20 protein-coding genes are annotated in these 24,435 nt (G+C 38.9%); 6 read left to right on the top strand and 14 right to left on the bottom strand.

The genetic code is table 11. The annotated features are described in order from the left end of the window. The first annotated feature begins 7 nt into the window (after positions 1-7). A complete protein-coding gene (locus tag LM917_RS09515) occupies positions 8-1,078 on the top strand; it encodes a DUF2157 domain-containing protein (protein WP_232697270.1) in 1,071 nt (356 codons plus the stop codon). After that, positions 1,075-1,614, top strand: a complete 540-nt coding sequence (locus LM917_RS09510; protein ID WP_232697269.1) for a GDYXXLXY domain-containing protein — start codon at positions 1,075-1,077, stop codon at positions 1,612-1,614. Before LM917_RS09515 ends, LM917_RS09510 begins: the two co-directional genes overlap by 4 nt. 182 nt (positions 1,615-1,796) lie before the next feature. Here LM917_RS09510 and yidC read toward each other — a convergent pair whose 3' ends face one another. The 11 genes from yidC to LM917_RS09455 form a co-directional block, all read right to left on the bottom strand. Further along, positions 1,797-2,558 carry a membrane protein insertase YidC gene (gene yidC / locus LM917_RS09505; protein WP_373688773.1) on the bottom strand — a complete coding sequence of 254 codons (762 nt, stop codon included), beginning with the start codon at positions 2,556-2,558 and terminating at the stop codon, positions 1,797-1,799. Positions 2,559-2,970: 412 nt separating this feature from the next. Next, the gene (locus tag LM917_RS09500; protein ID WP_373688772.1) at positions 2,971-3,783 is read right to left on the bottom strand and encodes a divergent polysaccharide deacetylase family protein; all 813 of its coding nucleotides are present in this window, start codon (positions 3,781-3,783) and stop codon (positions 2,971-2,973) included. Between the two features lie 112 nt (positions 3,784-3,895). After that, positions 3,896-5,734 carry a glycoside hydrolase family 3 protein gene (locus LM917_RS09495; protein WP_232697268.1) on the bottom strand — a complete coding sequence of 613 codons (1,839 nt, stop codon included), beginning with the start codon at positions 5,732-5,734 and terminating at the stop codon, positions 3,896-3,898. Positions 5,735-5,828: 94 nt separating this feature from the next. After that, positions 5,829-6,806, bottom strand: a complete 978-nt coding sequence (locus LM917_RS09490) for a YpdA family putative bacillithiol disulfide reductase (RefSeq protein ID WP_232697407.1) — start codon at positions 6,804-6,806, stop codon at positions 5,829-5,831. 361 nt (positions 6,807-7,167) lie between these two features. Further along, positions 7,168-8,583, bottom strand: coding sequence for a cardiolipin synthase (cls, locus tag LM917_RS09485; RefSeq protein WP_232697267.1), 1,416 nt, complete (start codon positions 8,581-8,583; stop codon positions 7,168-7,170). Positions 8,584-8,873: 290 nt separating this feature from the next. Then, positions 8,874-9,353: a class I SAM-dependent methyltransferase gene (locus tag LM917_RS09480; RefSeq protein WP_232697266.1), complete on the bottom strand. Its 480-nt coding sequence runs from the start codon at positions 9,351-9,353 to the stop codon at positions 8,874-8,876. A 450-nt stretch (positions 9,354-9,803) separates the two neighbouring features. After that, positions 9,804-10,508 (bottom strand): purine-nucleoside phosphorylase, encoded by a 705-nt coding sequence (gene deoD / locus LM917_RS09475; RefSeq protein ID WP_232697265.1) that lies wholly within the window; start codon positions 10,506-10,508, stop codon positions 9,804-9,806. Positions 10,509-10,611: 103 nt separating this feature from the next. Beyond that, a complete protein-coding gene (locus LM917_RS09470; RefSeq protein ID WP_232697264.1) occupies positions 10,612-11,547 on the bottom strand; it encodes a S66 peptidase family protein in 936 nt (311 codons plus the stop codon). 19 nt (positions 11,548-11,566) lie between these two features. Continuing rightward, positions 11,567-12,388, bottom strand: coding sequence for an SPL family radical SAM protein (locus tag LM917_RS09465; RefSeq protein ID WP_232697263.1), 822 nt, complete (start codon positions 12,386-12,388; stop codon positions 11,567-11,569). A gap of 8 nt (positions 12,389-12,396) precedes the next feature. Further along, positions 12,397-13,581 (bottom strand): two-component system sensor histidine kinase NtrB, encoded by a 1,185-nt coding sequence (locus LM917_RS09460; RefSeq protein WP_232697262.1) that lies wholly within the window; start codon positions 13,579-13,581, stop codon positions 12,397-12,399. 205 nt (positions 13,582-13,786) lie between these two features. Then, a complete protein-coding gene (locus tag LM917_RS09455; protein ID WP_232697261.1) occupies positions 13,787-14,194 on the bottom strand; it encodes a DUF2203 domain-containing protein in 408 nt (135 codons plus the stop codon). A 209-nt stretch (positions 14,195-14,403) separates the two neighbouring features. Between LM917_RS09455 and yxiS the strand changes: the two genes are divergently transcribed. From yxiS to LM917_RS09440, 3 genes are all read left to right on the top strand, one after another. Continuing rightward, the gene (yxiS, locus tag LM917_RS09450; protein WP_232697260.1) at positions 14,404-14,703 is read left to right on the top strand and encodes a protein YxiS; all 300 of its coding nucleotides are present in this window, start codon (positions 14,404-14,406) and stop codon (positions 14,701-14,703) included. Between the two features lie 267 nt (positions 14,704-14,970). Next, positions 14,971-15,966, top strand: a complete 996-nt coding sequence (locus LM917_RS09445) for a BMP family ABC transporter substrate-binding protein (protein WP_232697259.1) — start codon at positions 14,971-14,973, stop codon at positions 15,964-15,966. A 23-nt stretch (positions 15,967-15,989) separates the two neighbouring features. Beyond that, positions 15,990-17,822 (top strand): ATP-binding protein, encoded by a 1,833-nt coding sequence (locus LM917_RS09440; protein ID WP_232697258.1) that lies wholly within the window; start codon positions 15,990-15,992, stop codon positions 17,820-17,822. A 186-nt stretch (positions 17,823-18,008) separates the two neighbouring features. Here the strand turns inward: LM917_RS09440 and LM917_RS09435 are convergent, their stop codons facing one another. Together LM917_RS09435 and LM917_RS09430 are read right to left on the bottom strand one after the other, a co-directional pair. Beyond that, positions 18,009-19,451 carry a nicotinate phosphoribosyltransferase gene (locus tag LM917_RS09435; RefSeq protein ID WP_232697257.1) on the bottom strand — a complete coding sequence of 481 codons (1,443 nt, stop codon included), beginning with the start codon at positions 19,449-19,451 and terminating at the stop codon, positions 18,009-18,011. 14 nt (positions 19,452-19,465) lie between these two features. Then, positions 19,466-20,014: a cysteine hydrolase family protein gene (locus tag LM917_RS09430; RefSeq protein WP_232697256.1), complete on the bottom strand. Its 549-nt coding sequence runs from the start codon at positions 20,012-20,014 to the stop codon at positions 19,466-19,468. A 216-nt stretch (positions 20,015-20,230) separates the two neighbouring features. On the opposite strand from LM917_RS09430, the gene LM917_RS09425 reads away from it, so the two are divergent. Continuing rightward, positions 20,231-21,217 (top strand): YutH/CotS family kinase-like spore coat protein, encoded by a 987-nt coding sequence (locus LM917_RS09425; protein ID WP_232697255.1) that lies wholly within the window; start codon positions 20,231-20,233, stop codon positions 21,215-21,217. 98 nt (positions 21,218-21,315) lie between these two features. Here LM917_RS09425 and dacB read toward each other — a convergent pair whose 3' ends face one another. Then, complete coding sequence (gene dacB, locus LM917_RS09420) at positions 21,316-24,201, bottom strand: D-alanyl-D-alanine carboxypeptidase/D-alanyl-D-alanine endopeptidase (RefSeq protein WP_232697254.1); 2,886 nt, start codon at positions 24,199-24,201, stop codon at positions 21,316-21,318. Positions 24,202-24,435: the final 234 nt, after the last annotated feature.

Below are 24,435 nucleotides of genomic sequence, written 5' to 3'. Positions count from 1 at the left end.
GTTAGCAATGAAACGTCCTTCCTCACCATCTCAATTTCAGTTCTTGGAAAAGGAATTGAAATATTTCGAAGCAGAAGGAATAGTTAGTGAACAGCAAGTTTCCAACATCCTTGCCAGTTATCAAGTGACCCCACGTTTTAGTAATGTACATATTCTTCTTGGCTTTGGTGCTTTATTAATCGGGATTGGTATCCTTTCCTTTATCGCTAGCAACTGGCAGGCAATTCCGACATTATTTAAGTTATTCCTTATTTTTGGTGGCCTCATCGGTTTATTTCTTGGTGGTCGATATTATGAAAGCAGACATAAGAGCATTTCGCGTGTATTTTACTACATTGCTTTCTTTATGTATGGAGCAGGGATTTTCCTGATTGGTCAAATGTTTAACATGGACGCTGATTCAAACATTGCATTTTTGCTTTGGGCATTAGGCACCCTACCCTTATCTATTTATTTGAAAGATAAATGGATTGCATTTCTCATTATTACTTTACTTGCGATTTATTCGCGGGATATGGTTAATCCTCTCCGTCCGATCCCTTATCTTCTTGTACTCTGTGTCCCACTGCTGTATTGGCTTAATCAGAAGGTTTATCATACCTCACGTTTGTTATTTGTCTCGTTAAATTTCCTGCTTGCCTTTATCATTTCCTCAGTTGTTGTAAGATGGGATATGGAGTTACAGTGGATTCCTGCCATCATTGTGATCATGGGGCTTTGCCTGGTAGCTTTGCCACTATCACGTTATCGGGCTGTTTTACAATGGCAAGGAGCATTCTTCTATGGATTATTTGGTTTGTTTCTTACCTTTTCCTTCTATTGGAATGATCTCGGAATGACTGAAAACCTTTCAGTCATTCTTGGAGTGTCTATAGGAGTTTTACTTGGATTATTTGCTCTATACCGAATTAACAAAGATAGCCTTGCAGACATTTTTGTCATTTGTATTTTGTTGCTCCGCTTCTACACAGATATTACGTTCGACTTTTTGCCGAAGTCACTTTTCTTCATCATTGGAGGAGTCATTTTAATCTGCTTTGGAATCTGGTTTGAGAAGAAACGGAGGGCAATCACATGAAAAGAGTAGGTACACTTGTAGCTTCTCACTCATTTTTGATCGTGCTCCTTGTTCCTCTCCTCTTTCTTGGCTCTATGCTAGTAGTACCTGGAATAACCTTACTCTCTGGGACCAGTGTTACATTAAAAACCATACCGCTTGATCCAAGAGATCTTTTTTATGGTGACCATGTTAATCTTCAATTCGAAGCAAGTCAGGTGTCTATTAATAAAGCAGATAAGGATGTATTAACTACGTTAAAAAACCGATCATCTGATACCGTATCTGTGTTTGTAGAGATTGTTCCAGATGGTGATCTTTATGTTGTAAAGCAAGTGACATTACATGAGCCGGAATCAGGAATTTATATAAAAGGAGAGGCCTATACCTCTATGGAACCGAATACCATTCAGGTTAATTATTCCTTTGACGTATTCTATGTGGAAGAAAATAAAGGACTGGAATTAGAAGAATTGTCTCGAAATGGAGAGCTTATTGCAGAACTGAAAGTGTGGAGAGGTCATACCATTCTGCAAAAGGTGGCGCCCATTAGATAAAAAGTCTGATATGTAAATTAACGTAACCTTACTAGAAATAGTGTTTAATCCAACCATAGCTACTCAAATGTAAATACGGGGAGTTTTCATTTTTTCTACAAGACGAACAAAGTCTCTTACGCAATCGCGCAAGAGACTTTGCTTCAAACCTATAGTAAGATCCGCATATGATTTACCATTGCCTATTTCGCTAACTCAGGTTTCTGGTAAACTTTATAGAGGATATACGTTTGAATAACTGAAAAAACACCACTAATAACCCAATACAACGGTAAAACAGCTGGTAATCCAATCCCTGCAGTAATAATCATTACTGGCATGATATAAAAGACCATTTTCATACTTGGATTTTGGTCCATGGCAGGGTTAGGTGTCACTTTGGTTTGCAAGAACGTTATTAAACCTGCTAATACTGGTAATACCAAAGATGGGTCAGGAGCTCCTAAACCAAACCAAAGGAATTGTTGAGATGCGATTTCTGGAGTACGTCTAATTGCATAGTAAAACGCCATCAAAATCGGCATTTGTATTAATGCAGGAAGACAACCACTTAAAGGATTAACCCCGTTCTTTTGGTAAAGCGCCATAGTTTCCGCTTGCATTTTTTGTGCTTGTGCTGGATCTTTAGGGTTTTTATATTTCTTTCTTATTTTTTCCATTTGAGGCTGCAACGCTCTCATTGCAACACTGCTTTTGACTTGCTTGATCATGAGTGGCAGAATCAATATTCGAATCATAATGGTTACCAAGATAATTGCCAATCCAAAGTTACCAAAAGTTACTTTGGCAACTAGTAGAATTAGCCAGGAAAAAGGATAAACGAAAAAGTGATTCCAAATTCCCGTACTTTCTGATGTGATTGGGTCCGTATTTGTACAACCACTCAGTACTAACATTAATGCTACAATCGATAACCACAATGCATACTTACGAAAACGTTTCAATTTACATCCTCCCTGTTTTTAGCAAATGATTAACAAAGAACAGGGGTTGCTGGGAGTGTTTCATCTGATGACGTGGTTGCTTTTTCTTTGTGCATTGATACCCTTCTGTATAGCTTTCTGAATAGACAGGAGCCTGGAGATTTATATATAAGCTGACTATCCTCCACTTGCATAACACAACAAAATTTATTGTGATTTTTCGCAAATGGCCGTATTATTATCAACCAAGTCTTCACCAGAATAGCAGTAATGCCTAGAAGCAACCATAGATAGGATACGGATACCTCTATCGATACATCCACGATCATCTCACCTCCCTTTTACAGATTTTTATTCTAACACATTTATAACCATGTCACAATTATGTTACCTTAGTAGAAGAGGTTTATTTTGTAATCTCAATAATCGTTATCTATTTTTGTGTTGGCTGAGCTACTTTGGTAACCATTTGTGATGCAGGTACGAATTCACCATATTTTTCCATTTCTGGTATAAAAGAGCTGATTTCTTTAGCAACGATTTTTCCACCTTTGCCCACATGCCCAATAGCTACGCATTTACCTTCTTGTTTTGCTTTCTCAGAGACGAGTTTTAACTGTTTGGATATATGGGAAGATGTATCAATATCATCAAGAAAAACCTGGTTTTCCATATACGGTACCTTCATTTCGTATGCCAATTCTCCAACTATGCTTCGATACGAGGTTTTGCTGTCAATATAAATAAGCCCTCTTTCTTTACATACCTCTAATATGATTCGCATAATTCGCTTGTTCTGCGTTATTTTTGATCCCATATGGTTATTCATTCCAATCGCATGAGGTACATCATCAATTGCAGCATGAATTCTTTTTCTGACCTCGTCATCACTTAAATCGGAAGTAATTGCGCCAGGTCCGAGCCAGCTTTTTTTCCCTCTCATCGGTTCCATAGGCATATGTACAATCACGTCATGTTTTTTTTGATATGCCATTTCCGCATCTTTCTTGGTACTTGGCAAAAACGGCATAACTGCTACGGTGAGTGGAATCGGTAAATTTAATATTTCCTCAGTACCCGACATGTTATTTCCAAAATCATCTATGATGAGTGACACTTTTTTTTGCTTCTTCATCATTGCTTCATGCATAGGTGTGTTTGCTGTTACTGGTGTAATCCAAAATCCTCTACTTGCAACAATGAGTAATAAAAAGCAAAGAATGATTGATTTTTTGTATGCTAACATCTGCTCATCCGCCTTATCCTTTTTCCATAGATTGTCTCAATGTCTATAGATTTACTCATAGATAACGGATTAAAAAAGATTTTCCTCGCGTTTTCTCTTAAACAGCTTCAGCTTACCAAGTAAGTCCACTTAACGCAGGAAATAATATTTGATTTTCTGAATTATAAATAGTAACTGGTAATTTACCCATTGGCTTTATTTTTCCCATTATCATCGTTGCTGTTGCCTTAAAGCTCGCAGGTGTATATCCATACTGCGCGATGAGAGCAGTGGCATTCGGGAAGTTTCCTAAATCGTAAGGATTTTGTACAGATACGACAATCACTTTTTGCTTCCCATTTGCTAATGCTGGATTCATCAAAGATTTTAGCTGAGCCAGTTTTTTCGGTTCATTACTCCAGGATTGCGTTATAAAAACGAGCACATCAGCCTTCTGAATATCCTTTTGTTGTGTTGGTGGAACTACTAAGGATAAGGGAATCTCCTTTACAGGTAGACCATATTTCCCTAACTCATTTGCTAATTCTGATGTATAGCTAGGACCAATAACGGCAATGGATTGTTTGTTCTCTATTTGCAAAGGCAATACATTATTTTTATTTGTAATCAATGTAATGGATGCTTCTGCAGCTCGCTGTTCAATTTTGAGGTGTGGTTCACTTCCTACTGTAGCTTTGGCATGTTGAATTTTACCTTGTACATCCTCTTGCTTCAGTTTCATAAGAACTCCTCGCTTTTGCTTTAACGTCAGAATTCTTGTAACGGATTCATCTAATTTTTGTGTACTGATCTTACCAGATTGAACAGCCTCCACCATTTTCTGATGTACTCGATCTAAATCAGGAGGCATTAGAATAATATCTGCTCCCGCATTAAAAGCTTGAATAGAAGCATCTGCTGAATCAAAATGTTTGGTCACTGCAGCCATATTCATCGCATCTGTAATGATTACACCGTCGAAGCCCATCTCTTCCCGCAATATACCTTGCATAATTTTTGGTGATAAGGTAGCAGGCAACAAGACAGATTGACCACTTTTACTGGATTTTACTTTCGAGTCGTCAATAGCTGGAAATGAGATATGAGCAACCATTACAGAGTCTACACCCGCTTCTACTGCCGCCTGAAATGGTGCCAATTCAACCCTCTCCAGTCGTTTTCGATCATGCTTTACTACTGGGAGGCCTACATGAGAATCCACACTAGTGTCCCCATGTCCTGGAAAATGCTTGGCGCTCACTGCCACGCCATTTTCTTGTATTCCCTTTAGATATGAAACTCCCTGTTTACTTACTACCTGAGGATCTTCACCAAAAGATCTAACTCCAATAACTGGATTATCGTGATTATTATTAACGTCAATGGCTGGGGCAAAATTAATCTGGATGCCTAGGGATTTCAGCTCTTCTGCTATTACTCCTGCAACTTCTTTCGTCAACACTAAATCGTTAGCTGCACCCAGCGCCATGTTACCAGGCATCTGCGTTCCCATTTCCATTCTTGAAACAGTACCGCCTTCCTGGTCAATTCCAATCAGCATTCCATATGTAGTGGATGCTTGCTGAATATCAGATGTTAAAGTAACGATGTCTGATACATCGTGCATGCTATCTCGAAATAGGATGACACCGCCAATGTGATTTTTTTGCAATTGTTCTTTAATCTGCGGTGTTAGCTTCTGAAAATATTCTCCTTCCCGAAACCCTGCAAAACTTGGCATCAGTGTTTGACCTACTTTTTCTTCCACTGACATCTCCGAAACAATTTGCGCTATCGATAGTTGTTCTTCTTTATTATCATGTGTTTGTACAGTAGGGGAAGTGGTTGATAAAGACGACGTAGTGTTTTTACTTACAGCTTTTGTCGGTGGTAATACCGGACGATTAAGGTAAATGGCAAGAAGTATACCACTAAGTAACACAATGAAAATGGCTATGAAAGTTCGTTTCATTCCTCTACTCCATTTCTTTTCGTATTTAAATCTTCTTTTCTTACCAAATGTTACCACCTGCTTTAATATCAAACAAGAAAAGAGCAGGAAATAATTATTTTTCCTGCCCTGCTATCAAATGCTCTGCGATTAATTTTCCATGAAATCGTCCGTTTTCTATAAAGATTTCATTGACATGTCTTCCTGACACGATCACTCCTGCTACGTATAAGCCTGGAATGTTCGTTTCCATACTCTCCTCATTAAAAACTGGTGCACCTGATTCTAGATCTACTTTTACACCCATTTCTTGAAGAAGCTTGCGATCAGGTCTGTAACCGATCAAGCTAAATACAAAGTCATTCTCAATATTTTCTACTCCTGATGGTGTTTCAACTAACACGGCATTCTCAGTAATACTAATTACCCGCGAGGAGAATATCATCCTAATATGACCCTTTTGACATTTGCTTTCAAAAACTGGTTTGGTCCAAGCCTTTACTCGCTCCGATAAGTGATCTCCCCTGCATACAACTGTAACTTTTGCACCTGCTCTTCCCAAATCAAGTGCTGCATCTACGGCAGAGTTATTCCCACCAATTATCGTTACGTTGCATCCGCTGTATGGATGTGCTTCTGTGTAAAAAGAACTTACCTTGGATAGCTCTTCTCCTGGAATACCTAATTTGTTCGGGTTATCAAAATAACCGGTAGCAACTACGACTTGTTTGGCTTGATACTCTTTTGTTTCCTGGGATCTTGTCCTTGTCGTTACTGTGAAATGACCTTGTACCGGGTTCACAGATGTTACTTCCTCGAACGTATGAATGGGCAGTTGGTATCTCTCTGCAACTAAACGATAGTACGTTAATGCTTCTTGACGTGTTGGTTTTTCATTTGGTGTACTAAACGGTATATCCCCAATCTCAAGTAATTCAGGTGTACTATGAAAAATCATATACGTTGGATATTTATAAATGGAGTGTACAATGCTCCCTTTATCAATTAGGAGTGGATGAAATCCTAGCTTTTTTAGTTCCACCGCACAAGACAAGCCACATGGACCTGCTCCAACAACGATAATATCTTCCATTCTCATCCCTCACCTTCTCTATTCTCTATTATAAGCCAAATTGCTCAATTCCTCACAAAAGAACTCGCTATGTAGCGAGTTCAGTCGGCTTTTTATCGAGCAATCCTGTAACGTATATTCAAAAACATCAATTATTATTTGCTAGAAAAGTCGCAGAATGGAAGACCTGAGGATTCCTTCTAAGCCCTTCATGCTCTTTGCTCTTTGCTCTTTGCTCTTTGCTCTTTGCTCTTTGCTCTTTGCTCTTTGCTCTTTGCTCTTTGCTCTTTGCTCTTTATTCTTTCATACAAATGGGATTGAAAGGGATTACATGTTGAGATGTAAAAATGACTGGATAATTTAAAATGAACAAATACTTTGACTAAAACAAAGATGAAAGTAGTCGGGCGAAGGCTTCTCTTACCTTATGGAACCATGGTCGATTTTTAAATTCCGACAGAAAAATCTCTTCACTACCACTACGATCACGATAAAAATCTTGAACCAGGCGGTCTACCACCTTTTCGTCAAAAAAGACCGCATTTATTTCGAATTGGTCGTAAAAGCTGCGCATATCCATATTTGCTGTGCCGGAGCACGCCAAGTCATCGGTAATTATTACTTTGGCATGGATAAATCCTTTCTTATAGCAATGAAATCGAACCCCTGCCTCCATCAATTCCCGGGCATAGGACAAAGTGGCGGAGTAAACTAAATTAGACTCAGGCATGGTTGGTATAATGACCTGAACGTCAACTTCTCTGCTTACGGCTGTTTTTAAAGCCAATAAGATGCCTGGATCGAGAATGAAGTAAGGGGATTCAATATAAATCCGCTTTCTCGCCGAATTGATCAAGAAAAAAATAAGCTCCAGGATTGTCTCGTCTGGACTGCTCTTTACGATTTGTACGAGTTCCCTCCCTTCACTTTCCTGTTCGGGAAAATAGACGGGGTCAGTCAATAGTTTTCCTTTGACAAAAAACCAATCGGTCAAAAAGGCATATTGAATCCACAATACCGCATCTCCTTTCAAACGGAAATGTGTATCCCGCCAGTAGCCGATTTTTGGATTCTTCCCTACGTATTCATCCCCTATATTTAAGCCGCCAATATACCCGATTTTACCGTCTACAACCAATGTTTTGCGGTGATTACGATAATTAATCCGTTTACTAATAAATGCAGGTAATAGTGGGGAAAAACATCCGGTTTCCACACCCGCTTCCTGCAATTGTTTCAAATAAGTCTTCCCTAACCGACGGCTGCCGATCCTGTCGTATAAAAATCGTACTTTCACTCTTTCCTGTGCTTTCTGAATCAACAGTTGCTGAAACTTAGTACCGAGTTGGTCGTCGCGAATAATGTAAAATTGAATATGAATATGGTGCTTAGCTCTAGTAATCGATTCTAACATCGCTTCAAAGGCTTGTTCTCCTTCGCTATAAACGATCGTTTCATTACAAACGTTAATCGGAAGGGACACAATCTTTTTGAGCGTCGCATGCAATGTGTCATTCTGCTGAATGGTTTGGTCAAGCAGTTCTTCCGACATTCGCCGCTTGCACCGATCTTTCAGTTTTTCCTTTATTCTAGCCAACTTCGTCCTTTCTTTTGGGTGTGGGTGAAGGTTACATGAATATTCTTGCCCGATAGAATAATATAGCAGGTAACCGATAAACGGAAAAACGAACGAAATGACAACCCAAGTAACTGCTTTTTGGGGACGGCGATATTCGCTAAATACAATGACTCCAATTTGAATAAGAAACAGTAAGAGGGCAAAGATGATCCATAGCAATGAATTCGTTTCACCTCCTTTTTATGGTGTTCCTGTTTTACTAAATTCAAAGGGATTTCAGTTGAACAATTTGAGAAAAAGGCTGTTCGAGAGGTGTAGCAGAAGTACCAGCCGTATTCATGGAGAGTATGGCTGCTACTCACTATCTACAATTTTATTATTGTGGTTCTTCCTTTTCCAAATTCTTGCTCGTGTCTATCAACTTTTGAACGATATGGGTTGTTTATGGCGCTTCATTCGTAAAAAGTGTTCCCTGAGATGCATCGCTTTTGGGCATCAACTCCCCTTCATCATAAAGAAGGGTTCAGGAAGAGCTTGTCGTTTTGTGCGATATTTGATTTGGAAGCAGCTGTGAAAAAGATTTCGTTATATAGAAGAAGCTTTCGGAACTTTTTGAGTACTGTACAATCATATAGTTGATTGTTGAATAACTGAAGATAATCATCCTCATTTCGGATAAACTCTCCGTCATCATATCGGGTCATAAACCAGTTATTAAATTTCTTCTTAGGGGATAAATAGGGCTCAATGACAATAATTTTCCCCTCAGGCTTCAAAACTCTTTGAAATTCGGACAAATACTCAGCGATTTGCTCATTTGAAATATGGTGCAGTACCGCAACAATTAATAATATATCAACGGTCTGATTGTGCATTGGTATTTGTTTACCGTCAAAAACCGTAAAGGTATAATTCGGATATAAGCGTTTGGCAAATTGTACTCTGTTCGCATCAGGATCGATGCCATAATAATGTTCGGTGCCAAACATACATCAGTTCGCCCCCGTTCCACAACCAAAATCTAATTCAATTTTGTTTTCTACTGTGAATTGGCTTTTTATATGATCGTGTATATATGTTTTAGTGAACCATCGAGGACGGACAATTCGGTGATATACCCTTGGAGACAAATACATGATATTGGACTCACCCTCCATTCCAGCAATATGAACATAATAATTTCTCATTGATCCCCAAAAAATACAATGAATAATTGTTGGCACCAAGACTGTCACATTGAAAGGGACAGGAGCGGCATGAGGGTCAACGCTGTATGTCCAGCTCCTGTAAACCCCCGGTTGGTGAGATCGATTAAATCAAGTATTTACTTTTTACCTCCAAAAAGTAAAACAAACTCCCCTTATATCGAATAAGAAAAGTTTGTCCACAATCCAAAAACCCGCTTTTGGAATAAGCGGGTTTTTGGTCTTCGTTATGAATTAAGAAATTGCTGCTTCTAATGCAATTTCAATCATTTGGTTAAAAGTAGTTTGGCGTTCCATTGCTGTAGTTTCTTCGCCAGTAATGATATGATCACTAACTGTTAGTATCGATAATGCACGTGCTCCAAATTTGGCTGCGATTGTGTAAAGAGCAGTTGTCTCCATTTCTACTGCCAGTACACCATAATCAGCCAGTTTATGAACACGTTCAGGGTTATCGTTATAGAATGTATCACTTGTGAAAACTTGACCTACCTTAGTAGACATTTGACGTTCCATAGCAACATCATAAGCTTTTTTCAACAAGCTAAAATCTGCAGTTGGAGAATAATCCATTCCGTTAAAACGATGCTGATTTACAGCTGAATCAGAAGCAGATGACATCGCAATAATAACGTCACGCACTTTTACGTCTTTCTGAATTGCGCCACATGTTCCTACACGAATCAAGTTTTTAACTCCATATGAATTAATTAGTTCGTGTGAATAGATAGAGATAGAAGGAATCCCCATCCCTGTTCCCATTACAGAAACTGGTTTACCTTTATACGTACCTGTAAAACCTAGCATACCTCTTACGTTATTGAAGCATTGTGGATTTTCCAGGAATGTTTCAGCAATATATTTTGCGCGGAGTGGGTCACCAGGAAGCAGAATGGATTCTGCTATTTGACCTTCTGTAGCTTCGATATGTACACTCATGAATGCGTCCCTCCAAATTGATTGTTATGTTAGACATAGCTAGTATAGCCTATCGTATTATACCCTAACTGATAAGGATATCCTAGTCTTTGGTCGATTTCCCTTATGATTCCGTAATACTCTCGTCAATGCGTAATATACCTTTATCCGCTACTAACGTTGCACGAACTCCCAGAGGTAGTGGGATATTACATGGATCATGGCCAATCTGAATATTCAGGATAGTAGGTTTGTTGTATGGGATCACGATTTGTTTAATGATTTCCTTTACGGTAAAACTTTCTTTCCCCTCTTTCACGGTGCAATCTGTCCACGTGCCTAGCACAATACCAGCTGCATCCGATAACTTTCCTGCTAAGGCAAGCTGGGTAAGCATGCGATCTATAGCGTAGGGTTCCTCATCAATATCCTCAAGGAAAAGGATCTTTCCTTTTGTGTCGATTTCATATGGTGTTCCCAGGGTAGTACAGATCAAGCTGAGGTTCCCCCCCACCACTGCACCTGTAGCTTCACCAGGTACCAGACACTCAATCATTTCCTCTTCGGGATTTACCAGTTCCCCAAGTGGTTCTGACTCTGTTAACAATCGAGTAAAATATTCCTTTGAAATGGGATGAAAGTCGTTTGCAATCTCAACGGCAGCCATTGGACCATGAACGGTAGCCAAGCCAGCCTTTTGCATAAAAGCGATATGCAAGGCAGTAATATCACTGTAGCCAATAAATAATTTTGGATGAGCTGCAATAATCGAGTAATCAATTTTATCCAGCAAATGGGGGGTACCATATCCACCACGCAAACAAAGAATTGCATCAACTTCTGGATCTGCGAACATTGCTTCCAGTTCACTTGCTCGATTATCTGGCGTGTCACTTAAGTAACCACCGTACGAACGATAGCAACTCTCCCCCACCTTCACTTTATACCCTAATGCTTCCACTGCCTCTACTGCTTTACCAACCTTTTTCGAATCCACAGGACTCGCAGGAGCAATGATTCCAATCGTATCTTGTAAATGAAGTGTTTTACCCTTTTTCAATTGCTTCATCCCTTCCACTCTAACTATTTGCTGGCAAGAAACCAGCCTGACTGATATATATTTGCTCTGGATTATAAACGTTTAAAAATTGCTGATAAACAATTTTATATGCTTCAGGAGAATACCAGGCAAGAAGATCTTCATCCCGATATATAGTTTCAATTCCCAATCGCTTCGTACGTCTTCCTTGTTGTCCATCACCCATAAAGTAGTCATCGATACATACCCGATCAGTTACAGGACGTAGTTTTTCTGCAAAGTCTTTACTGCAAGGTAATACAGGAGAAATGGCAGCCTGGCATGGTATTTCTGATTCATTTAAGAGAGACAGCGCCTTTATCCGTGCTGCGATAGGTGGTGCTTGTGGAGAAAAGCTTCTTCTGATTTCATCTCGATCGGTTTCAATTGTAACACTTACCATGACTCTATGTTTCATTTTCATAAAAAGATCTATATCTCTTGTAACCAGTGGACTTCTTGTTTGTACCCATAGATAATCGATATGTTCTTCAGCCAGCACTTCTAAACACTGTCTGGTGATTTTTGCTTCATATTCAATGGGTTGATAGGGGTCAGTGCTGGTTGACATAAAGATTCGAACGGGTCCTTTACGTTTTTCCCTCATGAGTTCTTTTTTTAACAATTGGGCAGCGCCGTTTTTTACATCGACATAACTTCCCCAATCTTCTTTTCGAAAAAGATTAACCGGCATCTGTCTCACGTAGCAGTATGAGCAGCCAAAGCTACAGCCAATGTAGGGATTTAAGGTATGAGTATATCCTGATACGTAACCGCTTGCTTTTTGCATTAATTGTTTTGGTTGCCTATGAGTAATAAGCATAAGAATACTTACTTCCCTTCCTCAGGTTCCTTGGGCACTAGCTGTTTTTTGGGGTGGACGGGTAAAGCTACGGTAACGATTGTACCCTCGTTCTCCTCACTATGAATGACGATGCGTCCTTGATGCTGCTTAATCACCTGATAACACATGGTAAGTCCAAATCCTGTCCCTTTCTCTTTTGTTGAGTAATAAGGCTCTCCCAATCTTTTCAACCGATCCTGGGCAATTCCCTTTCCTTCATCAATGATACTAATACACACTTCCTTCTGTTCATTAACATAGGTCGTAATAAATATTTCCCCACCATAAAGCATAGATTCCGATGCATTGGTAAGCAGATGAAGAAGAACCTTTTTCACCAGGCTTCGGTCACAGGAAACAGGAGGAATACAACCATAGTAGTGAAAATGGAGCTGAATGGTTGCCTCTAGATGAACCTGTAACTCTTGAAATGATTTGATGGTTTCTTCGATTAATAAGGGGATATGTGTTTCACTATATAGTAATGAATGTGGCAATGATAGCTTTACCAACTCGTCAACTACTTGTTCAATGTGGATAAATTCATCTGACATGATATTGAGATAGAATTCAAGCGAGGTATCTTGTTCAGAGACTTGGTCTTTTAATAATTTTAAAAATCCTTTTATTGAGGTTAACGGATTCCTTAATTCATGGGCAACGCCAGCTGCTAAATGACTTACCACCAGCATTTTCTCCGTATTTCTTTGCTTTTCTTCTTGTCTCAACCTCTTTGTGATATTGCGTACGACACCGGTGATATACCCTGTTCCTTCCCGTTCAATAACTGGGTGCAAAGCAATCTCATAGGTTCGTGATACTAATGGCTGAAGAAGTGTAGATTCATATTGTATCGTGGTTTTCTCCGCAATTGCTTCTCTACACATTTCGACGGAAAAAAGTGTACCGCTTTGTCCAACCAGTTCACTGATCTCCCTCCCGATTACCTCTTCATGTATATAACCGGTTTCATCTAAAAAAGCTTGATTCACTTCCGTTACGATGAAAAGATTGTCTTCCGTTGCCTTGATCAGAAAGATGAGATCTTTCATCTGATTAAATATTGTTGAATGTAATGCTATATTAGTCCGCATATTTTTCCTCTCCAGTTTATTCGATACCCATCTGGGATATTGTCGGACTACTTCCCCCATTTTATCTTTCAGTCCCATTCCGTAATCCTTCTTGATGGATTACCAAACGACAACTACTCTATTAGTTTTCTTATGCAGATGAGAATTTTTATAAATTCTTATCTGTCAAAAAAGGACAAGCTACTTTTCTTGAGCTTATCCTTTTTATATATGAGTAATGAAACTCTTCAGGTGATCTGTTCAAACAATTTGATGTAAAAGCTCAAACTCTCAGTAGAAGTACCTAGCATAGCTTTCTTCGGCCCAAGTATCCCTCTTCTACCCCATGATAATGTGAAACAATCTTTTCTCCTGTCTTCCAGCAGAGTAAAACTTCTACATCGTCTACTAATGCAGGGAAATCTGCTAATCCTAATTGTATATCTTTGATTTGTATTCCTCTTAGTTCAATGGAGTTCATATGCAACTCGTATTCCAAATGGAGAAATTCCAGTTGGCATTCCAACTCAAAAATTTCTTGTTCCGCATAATCACTTCCACCCGTATGATCCACATGGCTTTTTATAATTTGCAATCGATAAAATTTTTCGGAGATACTCTTTTTTTGCTGCCGTAAAAATAGAAGCTCTGTCTCTAGAAAAGGAACAAATTCCGTTGCTTCCTCTGGAGTAAACATTCTCTTCTTATTCATAGTCGTACACCTCAATTCACATTTGTTTCCTTAAAAATTTTGATTAATCTAATAATTATCCTTGTCACATATTTTACAGGAATTTCTCTTGTTATGTAAGCGTAAAAAAACTTTTACATAATTTCAGATCATTTCTTGCCAGTCATTGTTAATGGTGGTTACAATGACAATTGTGGACTTGTTCGTTTTAAATGTAGGAGGAATATCGAATGGATAGAAAAGATATAGAGGAACAGATCATTAAACAGTTTCAGCAAGATGAGCATATGATGATTTTGGTCTTTGCTCAGTGGTGTATTAATCATTCTCTCGATCCACAAGAAATATATCATCAAGCATATCCTGAGCAGGCAGCAAATCCCGTACTTCAGCAAATCATGGAGTTAACGGTTACCAAGGAAGAAGCGGGCGAAATCTCTGATCAAACCTTACTTGGAATATTAGGCATGTTTGGAAACGACGATCTTGCATTTATTGTGTCTGAAATTATGAATTCAAGAAATAAATAGTGATGAAATGAAGGAGGGAAGCTAGATTAATGACTCTCTCCTTCTTCTTAAGGCTTTTGTTATACTATTCAAATCTTTTCGCCAATACTTGCCCTGATTCCTGCTTTTTCCTGTTTTTGTAAGTTTTTTTGTCCAATCTATTTATAATAATCGTAATATATGATATGAATGGTGTAAGATTCGGTGTAGAAGGATTTTGTTATTTTTTGTCGAATTTTGCAATCAAGTTCCATTCAAGGAGCACCGTAGCATGTGGGAGGAATTGTAGTGGCCAAAAAACCAAAGAGTATCATATACATCATGGGAGCCTTGGTAATCTGGTTACTCTTAATTTTAACTTTTCAATTTTTAGTTAGCATGAACCAAATTCAACAATATTCTCGTACCACCAGTACCTCTCCCAAAATCGCGCTTCTTTTGGAAGGACCTACTTATGATCAGGCCTGGAATAGTACAGCCCTGCAAAGTATGTATCAACTTCAAGATAAATATAAATTTGAATTGGAGATTGTGAAAGAAATTGATAAAAATAAGATTGAAAAGGTCGCTTCCAACCTAGCAGCGGCAAAGTTCGACCTTGTGATCGGTCACGGGATTATTTTTTCTTCTCCCTTTGATGCGATTGCACCTTCTTATCCTGATACCAGGTTTGTTACATTGAATGGTGAGGTCAACCATCCCAATCAAACCGTCATCAAATTTGACATGGAACCTGCTGGCTATGTGATTGGAAAGCTGTCCACGTTAATGACAAAAACAAATAAGGTTGGATTTATCGTTACCAACATGCCAAATGACATGCCTTTACTTGCCGGATTAAAACGTGGGGTTGCAGAATCTAGTCCCAAGACAACTGCCATTATCAAAATTATACCTGACTATAATGATCAAGAAGCCGCTATTCATGCTTCCAAGGAACTTATAGCTGAAAACGTTGATGTGATATATTCGGCAGGAGATAGCATTAATCTGACCGTGATAACAGTAGCACAAAAACATGATATCCTTTCTATTGGCTATATTAGCGACCAACGGTTTATAGCGCCCAATCATGTGATAACGTCATTGATGCAGGATGTAAATCAGGTGTATACAAATCTGATTGATCAATTTCTTTTCGATCAACTACCTAACGGAATTGTAAATTATGGGCTTCGTGAAGGGGTTAACCATTTAGGCCCCTATGGTCCGATGGTTTCAGATGAAGTCAAGCTGGAAATGACCAAAACGATTGATCAATTAACTAGAACCTCAACCCCTTGATCTTATTCACAGGAGGGATATTGATGTCCCCTTTTCGCAACATGGGCTTTCAGATGAAAATGATGCTCAGCTATTTTGTTATGATGCTGCTGATTGGCTCTGTTGCCATTTTAAACAGTTATCAAATTACTAAAGTAACCTCTGAGGAAACGTATTTAATGGAGCATATTATTCCACAGACGAATGCTTTGCTAGGAATGAAAAATCAACTGTATACAAAAATGTATGCTCTCAAAATGTATGTACCAACAAGAGATGCCGACTATTTGGAAAAGTATTATACAGAGTTTGAGTTACGAGATTCTTTTCGAAATATCGAGCGGAATGAGCGAAATAAAGACTTCTTCGCAATTTATGATCTGATTGCCGAGCTGGACCATATCTTTTTAAACAAAATTAATCCTCTTTTGAAAGCAGAGAATTTTGAGGCTGTCACGTACGTGTTGCGAACAGAAGTTGAACCTAAACTTATTCATCTTGAACGGATCGTCAGTCTATCTCTTCGTACAATAGAGAAAAACACATCTGATGAAGTTACAAAAAGCACCCAGAAAATGAAAATTTCTCTTATTATTACATATACCATTTCTGTGGCATCTATTCTCTTCGGATTATTTTGCACGTTATATTTCCGTAGAGAACTGATGCGACCAATTCGCTCGCTCCTCACTCAAGTACGAGAGGTGTCAAAAGGAACGTTCGGACAGCAAATTACTTATAGTAGTAAGGATGAATTTTATGAGCTTGCCCAAGAATGTAACAAGATGTCACGTAATATCTCTTTATTATTCAAACAGGGTGAAAAACAGAATCAGATTCTGGCACAGGAAAAACATGTTCGAGAACAAATTCTAGATTCACTGCCAGTCGGAGTTATTACACGTCATGCTATTACGGGAGAATTATACATTAACCGAAAAGCACAAGATCTTGTTTTACTGGATGAAGCCAGTCTTCCGACTACGATCAAGGGGCAAGGATGGGAATGGTTACAAACCGAATATCCGGAAGAAACATATTGGTTTGAAAACAAAAAGATGGAACTTCTCCATAAAGATGGTAATAGCTTCCTTGCCCTCGTCTCTTATGTTCCTCTATTGGACAACCAAAAAGGGAACATTGGCTGGATGATCGTTCTAACTGATATTACAGAACAAGAACAAGTAGAAATCTATATGCACCAGTCAGAAAAACTAGCCATGGTTGGCCAGTTGGCTGCAGGTGCTGCACATGAAATACGTAACCCTCTCACCGTCATATTTGGGTTTATGCAATTGTTACAGCAAAAGTTGACGAAAGAGGAACGAAACGAATTCCATTTACCCTTGGTTATTCAGGAAATTGAACGTGTTAATAAAATTGTTACAGAGATGCTCTTGCTCTCTAAACCATCAAAGCCAATCTATAAAGAGACATCTGCCCTTGAATTGTTACAATCAATCTTCACTCTCTCAAAAGGAGAAGCCATGCTTCGCCGCGTTGAAATTAGTTATTCTTGTTCTCCTGATTTGAAATTGTACGTAGATCAGGAGCAGATGAAGCAAATATTGCTCAATCTGCTTAAGAACAGTATGGAAGCCATGACTGAAGGTGGTAACGTGACGATCTACTGTGAAGAGAATGAGACTAGTATTACGATTAAGGTTACGGATACTGGCGATGGTATCCCTATTGAGTATCTATCGAAAGTGATGGACCCTTTCTTCTCTCAAAAAGAAGGTGGCACTGGTCTGGGACTACCCATTACCATGCGTCTGGTTCGAAATCACGGAGGGGAAATGGAGATTGAAAGTGAAATGGGTAAAGGAACAACAATCATCATACATTTACCTTCACAACCATTTGATACACCCTAATCGATGTCTATTAAATAGGCTGGTGATAACTAATGAGTTTTAAGAGTATCTCCATTACTAAAATAATTGCAATAATAACTGTATGTAAATGAGAAAAAGCTCTCCACATGTAGCCAAAAAAACTGGCGGTTGTGAAGAGCTTTTTCTTATTACCTCAGTATGTGAAACACGTTACAAATATAACGATTACTTTTGTCTCCATTCCTGTATCAGCTTCATTTTGGTATCCCATACCAATTGGCTGAGGTCTACAGGATATTTCTCAGGATTAAGCTTACGTAAATATTCATCCCAAAATAAGTTGTACTGCTTCATTAAGTAATCTTTACTTTCATCCAATGTTGGTGAGTCGTACACTAGCCTGCCGTCAACAAAAATGTCATGCAATAATTCAATTGCCTCATAGTTTTCCACAAATTTATGCAGGTACACATGGACGGGATCAAACAGCATGATGCGTGGAAGTCCATGCACCTGTTCTTCCACCATGGCAATGTAATCTCCTTCTGCTTTTCCCGTATCCTTGTTAATAATTCTGTAGACACGTTTGTTACCAGGAGTAGTTATTTTTTCAGGGTTACCTGATATTTTAATGGTAGGAAGGTACTGTTCTCCTTCCTTTTTTGCAACTACCTTATAAACACCACCAAGGGCTGGATTATCCTCTGCCGTAATCAGCCTCGTTCCAACTCCCCATGAGTCCACTTGTGCCCCTTGCATTTTTAAGTTAAAAATTACATTTTCATCAAGATCGTTCGATGCAAAGATAGAGGCATCTTCAAATCCAGCAGCATCTAGCATTGCTCTGGCTTTCCGGGATAAATAGGCAATGTCTCCGCTGTCTAAACGGATACCTTTTAACTTTTTACCATTTGCACGCAGTCTCTCCCCTACCTTAATCGCATTGGGAATACCACTTTTTAGCGTATCGTACGTATCAACCAATAAAACCACATTATTTGGCAATGCATCAGCAAACCGTTGGAAAGCCTCTTCCTCACTAGGATGATCCTGTACCCAAGCGTGAGCATGCGTCCCTCTGGTTGGGATATCAAATAGCATGCCTGCCATCATGTTGGAGGTAGCATCAAATCCTGCCAAATATGCCGCACGAGCTCCCCAGATAGCTGCGTCTGCTTCTTGTGCTCGACGTGTTCCGAACTCAAGCAAGGTATCATTTGGTGCAATACGTCTTATTCTCGCAGCTTTAGTGGCTATAAGAATTTGATAATTGATAAAGTTCAAGATAGCTGTCTCTACAAGTTGCGCCTCCATTACACGTGCCTCTACCTGGAGAAGGGGTTCATTTGGAAAAACCAAAGTCCCTTCAGCCATACAACGAAGATTCCCTGTAAAACGAAATGTAGTTAACATTTCAAGAAAAGCTGGATCATACTCTTCTTCTTGTTTGGACAAATAATTGATTTCATGCTCGCTAAAATGAAGGTTTTCAATATATTCAATGACCCGCTTTAAGCCAGCAAAAACTGCAAAGCCGTTGCCAAAAGGAAGTTTCCGGAAATATGCATCAAATACGCGGATATTATTATGGGTTCCATTCTTCCAGTGCGCGTACATCATATTGATCTGATACTTATCCGTATGTAATGTTAGATTGTCGTACTTCACAGTAGGCAACTCCTTTATTTGCGAACGATTGTTGCACCTATCGCATTTTTAAAATGTTGCAAAGCCCATTGATGCCCAACCTCAGAAAAACTTTGAACACCGTCTTCATGAATTACAATGGAAAATCCCTTGTTATACGCATCAACAGCTGTATGCAGGACACAAATATCTGTACATACACCAACCAGATGAAGCTCCGTAATTCCTTTCGACCGTAATCTTATTTCCAAGTCTGTTCCAGCAAATGCGCTATATCTTGTTTTATCCATCCAGTAAATAGCTGATTTGTTTGATTGATACACATCGTGTAACTTGCCATATAAATCTCGCCCATTTGTTCCAATGATGTTATGTGGTGGAAATAGTTTTGTCTCCGGATGATATTCATCATTTTCCGTGTGCATGTCTACCGCCATAACAACCTCATTATCCTCACGTAAAAATTCTTCTACCAAGCTAACGATTCGATCTTCTATAGCTTGTCCGGGTGCCCCACAAGTTAATGCGCCCTGATCAGCAACAAAATCGTTTGTGTAATCTATCACAATCAATGCTTTACCCATTGAATCATTACCCCCCTCTACCCTATCCTCTCTGTTATTACCAAACCTGCTGTTATTAAAATCATTGTATGCTTGTGATCAAAATGTGTCAAATCGTAACAAAAGCCTGTCTCAAGCCTAGTCTATTATCTTTATCTGCTCTGAATACTTGTTGACTCCTTTTTGTGCCAATTATTCCAACCCATCATAAGCTGAATAGAAGGGGATGATATTGCGATGAATCTTACGCTTACCCATTTGATTCGGAAACACTACGGTTTACAGGTTCTATCCGTAAAAACCTTGAAAAATCGATTTGGCAAACATATCTTATTACTATCCACCGATCAGGGTACCTATATATTGAAGGGGCAATCAGACCAGGCGAATCGACTTATATTTTCTCATGAAGCTCAAGAATTTTTGCACAAAACGGGGGTAGCTATACCCCTGGAACATCGTACGCTGAAAGATAAACCATTTATTACTTACAAAAAGAAACGGTACGTACTGCAAGAATATATAACTGGCAGTTCTCCCTCCCCTTTGTCAACGAGGTCCATTAAAAAAATCGCAGAAACAATCGGTCGGTTCCACCATTTATCGGTTGGATTTCAGCATGAAGAGGCGAAGGAGTATGCAGAAAGTAAAAATTGGAAACGAGAATATAAACTAGATATAAGAGCGTTACAAAATTGGAACTCCCATCATCTACATTCTACCTCTAAAAAAATGAAAATCATCACGAAATACTTACCCCGTTTTATTAATACTGGTAAGTTCCTACAGCAACAGCTTTTGCAAGATGCCTACTACTTAAAATGGAAAACCCTTCCTATTGATAAAAAACCATTATGCCACGGTGATTATCATCCACTTAATGTAATCAATAGTAAGAAAAAGTATTACCTAATTGATTGGGAAGACGTTCGTCACGATTATGTTTCAAAAGATATAGGACGTATGTTTTTTCGTATCATGGAGTCTCAGAAAAGCTTTTCAAAAGACATATTTGAATCATACTTGCATGCTTATCAAAAAGAAAATCCACTTTCCTCTTCTCAGCTAAAATTACTTTATTTAGACCTGGCATTTCCACATATGGTAGAACGGTTTCTTCGCAAAAAATTGTATCGACGACTAACCACATCTCAACTTGAAAAATTCTTTCAGAGAGAGTGGAAAAAAACTGATTACATGAAAAAGATGTGGAATCAACAATAACAAAACAGTTATAAAGCCGTTTCCTTACTATAAGCCTATCGCTTATAGGGAAACGGCTTTATCGTATTATCGGGTAAAACCATTATTGAAGCACTTTGTTACTCATAGGTGGACAACAGCGCCATGATTCGGTCTTCCAGACGAACCAATGACTGCGGATCAGCTACATCGCCATTTAGGATTAAAGTTACTACCAGTCTCTCATTTCCCTTGGTAGTAAGGTATCCTGAAATGGATGTCAGGTTTTTAGTCTTAGAATAGAGAGCTCGCAGATTGGAACTGGCAGGTGTATTTGTAAAGCGGTTCTTTAAGGTACCATCAACACCAGCTATCGGTAAAGAATTATAGTAAGATAAGTATTCAGGCTGTGATGCCATTTTAACCAAGGCATTATTAAGTTGACGAGCAGAAATCAGATTATATCGGGTGACTCCAGATGCATCCATCATGTCAAATTCAGTTGAAAGTCCCCAAGATGTTAGCATATTTTGTATGACGCTTATGCCTTTTTCAGCGCTTCCTTCACCTGCTTTGCTTTTCCCTACGAATTTATTGATCATTTCTGCATAAAGATGGTTATCTTCTTTATTCATTTCAACGATCAATTCTCGAAGCGATGAAGAATGTACCTGTCCAATTTTTATGGCAGTTGCCGGAACGGTCTGCTCCAGTATTTTGGTCTTGGGTGCAAGCGAAATTTCTGCCTCTTTCAATTTCTGCATCAGCAGAACTCCTGTAAATACAGCTGGATCTTCTACCGCAACTTTCTCCAACTGAGCGAATGCATCCTTCGATAAAGAACCAATCAGACGGATAATATTTGTGCCCCTATTTTTAGTAATGGCAAATGTGTTGGGCGAACCAGACTTTCCAGTGGTTGCTTCATTATACAGGGTCACATAATTTGTTTTTGGCCACATATCGAAGCTTACTGGACTATTCACCTTTTTTCCTGGTTGAAAACTTAGTGTGATAAAGCCATTGTCACTCTGTAACGCACCAACTCGGGGGAGATTTTCTTCTTCATCCCATGCCCAGCCGAGCCCACGTACTTCATTATCAAAATAGGTATCATCAACTAAAATATTTCCTTCGATTTGTTTGATACCCTTCTCTTTTAATTGCCCGACTAGTTGATCGAGGGCTGACAATTGATTCGTAGTACTCTGTTTATCTGTAATAGATGAAGGATCACCCAACCCTTTTAAGATGATATCTCCATATAATGTTCCATTTGGGTTAACAGATGTAGATGCATACAGTTCCGTCGAAAACTGATGATTTTCCCCTAACTGAGTAAGGGCTGCCATTGTCGTCAGGTGCTTGAGTACAGTCCCAGGCGTTAACCATTGGTCTGCCTGATGCTCGTATAGTATGGCTTCCTCCCCCTGCTTATCCAATGAAGTTACCATCATCCCTACATGAAGCTGTGATAAAGCAGGATCTTCCCATAACGGATCAAGTAGAGAAGATAATTTATAACTCTTATGATCAGCACTACCAGCTATCTCCTCAGTAGCAGCCGTTGGATAAGTGGCAAGGATGTTCCCGATTGCGTTTTGCAAATCTGTGGCATATTTAGATTTATAGATTCCGTTTATCATAATGGAAAAAGCAATTTTATCTCCATTTTGAGCGGTTACATATCCAGATAGTGTATTTACACCACTCATCGACCCTGTTTTTGCAATCAATTTCGTTTCTGCTGCTGTTCCTTTCATTCGATTTTTTAAAGACCCGTCTATACCTGCTATTGGTAAGCTTTTTTCAAATACGTCTTTAAATGGTTCCGACTGAATATGAATCAGGAGCTCGGTCATCTGATTTGGGGTGATCAAATTAAATCTGGAAAGTCCTGAACCATCCGATTGTTGGTATCTTTCTTTGATTTTGGCTTCATCCATGTAAGACCGTACCACCTGTAAACCAGATTGAGAGCTTCCTTCTTTTTTCTTAGTTGCTCCCATCGTCTTAAGCAATGCTTCCGCATAATAATTGTCACTCTCTTTATTTAACTCTTCTACAATGCTGGACATCGGCTTCGAGTAGTGAGTCACTATCGGTTTTCCTTTTTTCCACTCTGTTTTTTGCAGTTGACTATTGGAGGAAATCTGGACGCCCTGTTCTTTTAGAAGCATTGAAAATGTTTTTCCTACGTATAGAGCTGGTTCCTCCATGGTCACTTCCTCTGTGTAGGCTTTAGCATCTTTTCCAATTGAGCCTGAGATAGTTAGGTTATTCGTACTTAGTTCTCGCACTACTTTTATTTTTTGATCCTTACCCTCTGTGGTTGTGACGTTTGCCTGTACCTTTAGATAGTCACTATCGGGTAAAAAGCTGATAGAAGCCAGCTCTCCAGCATTTGTGGATGGTGTAATAATGGCATCAATTGCATTTTGATGAAGGGATAGTCCAGATAACTGCGCACTATATCCATACACCTCATCATCCCACATCCATCCTGGACCCAGTCTTGTCTCATCGAAATAACTTTCGTCGACAAGTATATTGCCCTCAATGCTTGTAATTTCTTTCGCTTTTATTTCTGTAGCTATTTTTATTAAATCCTCCAGTTCTAATGTCGGATCGCCATATCCTTTTAAGATGAGGTTTCCTTTTAACACACCATTACGATTCAGATTACCGTCCGTATATACTTCTGTTTTGAAACGATATTCAGGTCCAAGTTGATCCAAGGCTGCTGCTGATGTAAAAACTTTCATGTTGGATGCAGGTACGAAGGCTTTGTCTGCCTGATGACGATACATCCATGATTTTTGTGTGAGATTGTATACAGATATACCCGCATACATCCCTTTGCTTTCGCTCTCTTTTGTAAGCTGGTTTAGCAACGAATTGATCTGTGTTTCTACCGTTGCATTGGCTGACTCTGCTGCTTGTACAGTGCTAGGACCTAACAGTAACTGAATAGCAAAAGAAAAAATCAGCACATAGCTAACCGCTAGAGTTATCTTTCTTTTCATTGCTTTCCTCCTTCATCTTTTTAGAGTTAACAAACGAATATAATGCCATACATTTCCTTACGAATTATCTAGCTTCTACTTATGAAAAAAGAGCAGCAATTATGATTGTTCCAAGAATCATTTCGTACTGTTTTCTTATAAATCCTGCACAACTGTTTATAATTTTCAAAATATTTTGATTTATACTGAAAAACTTTTTGATTTTCGAACTACTTGTTAGATAACAGAAAAGGG

It is taken from the genome of Brevibacillus daliensis (genome assembly GCF_021245735.1).
Classification (GTDB): domain Bacteria; phylum Bacillota; class Bacilli; order Brevibacillales; family Brevibacillaceae; genus Brevibacillus_B; species Brevibacillus_B daliensis.
This window is presented reverse-complemented; position numbering and strand designations above follow the sequence as displayed.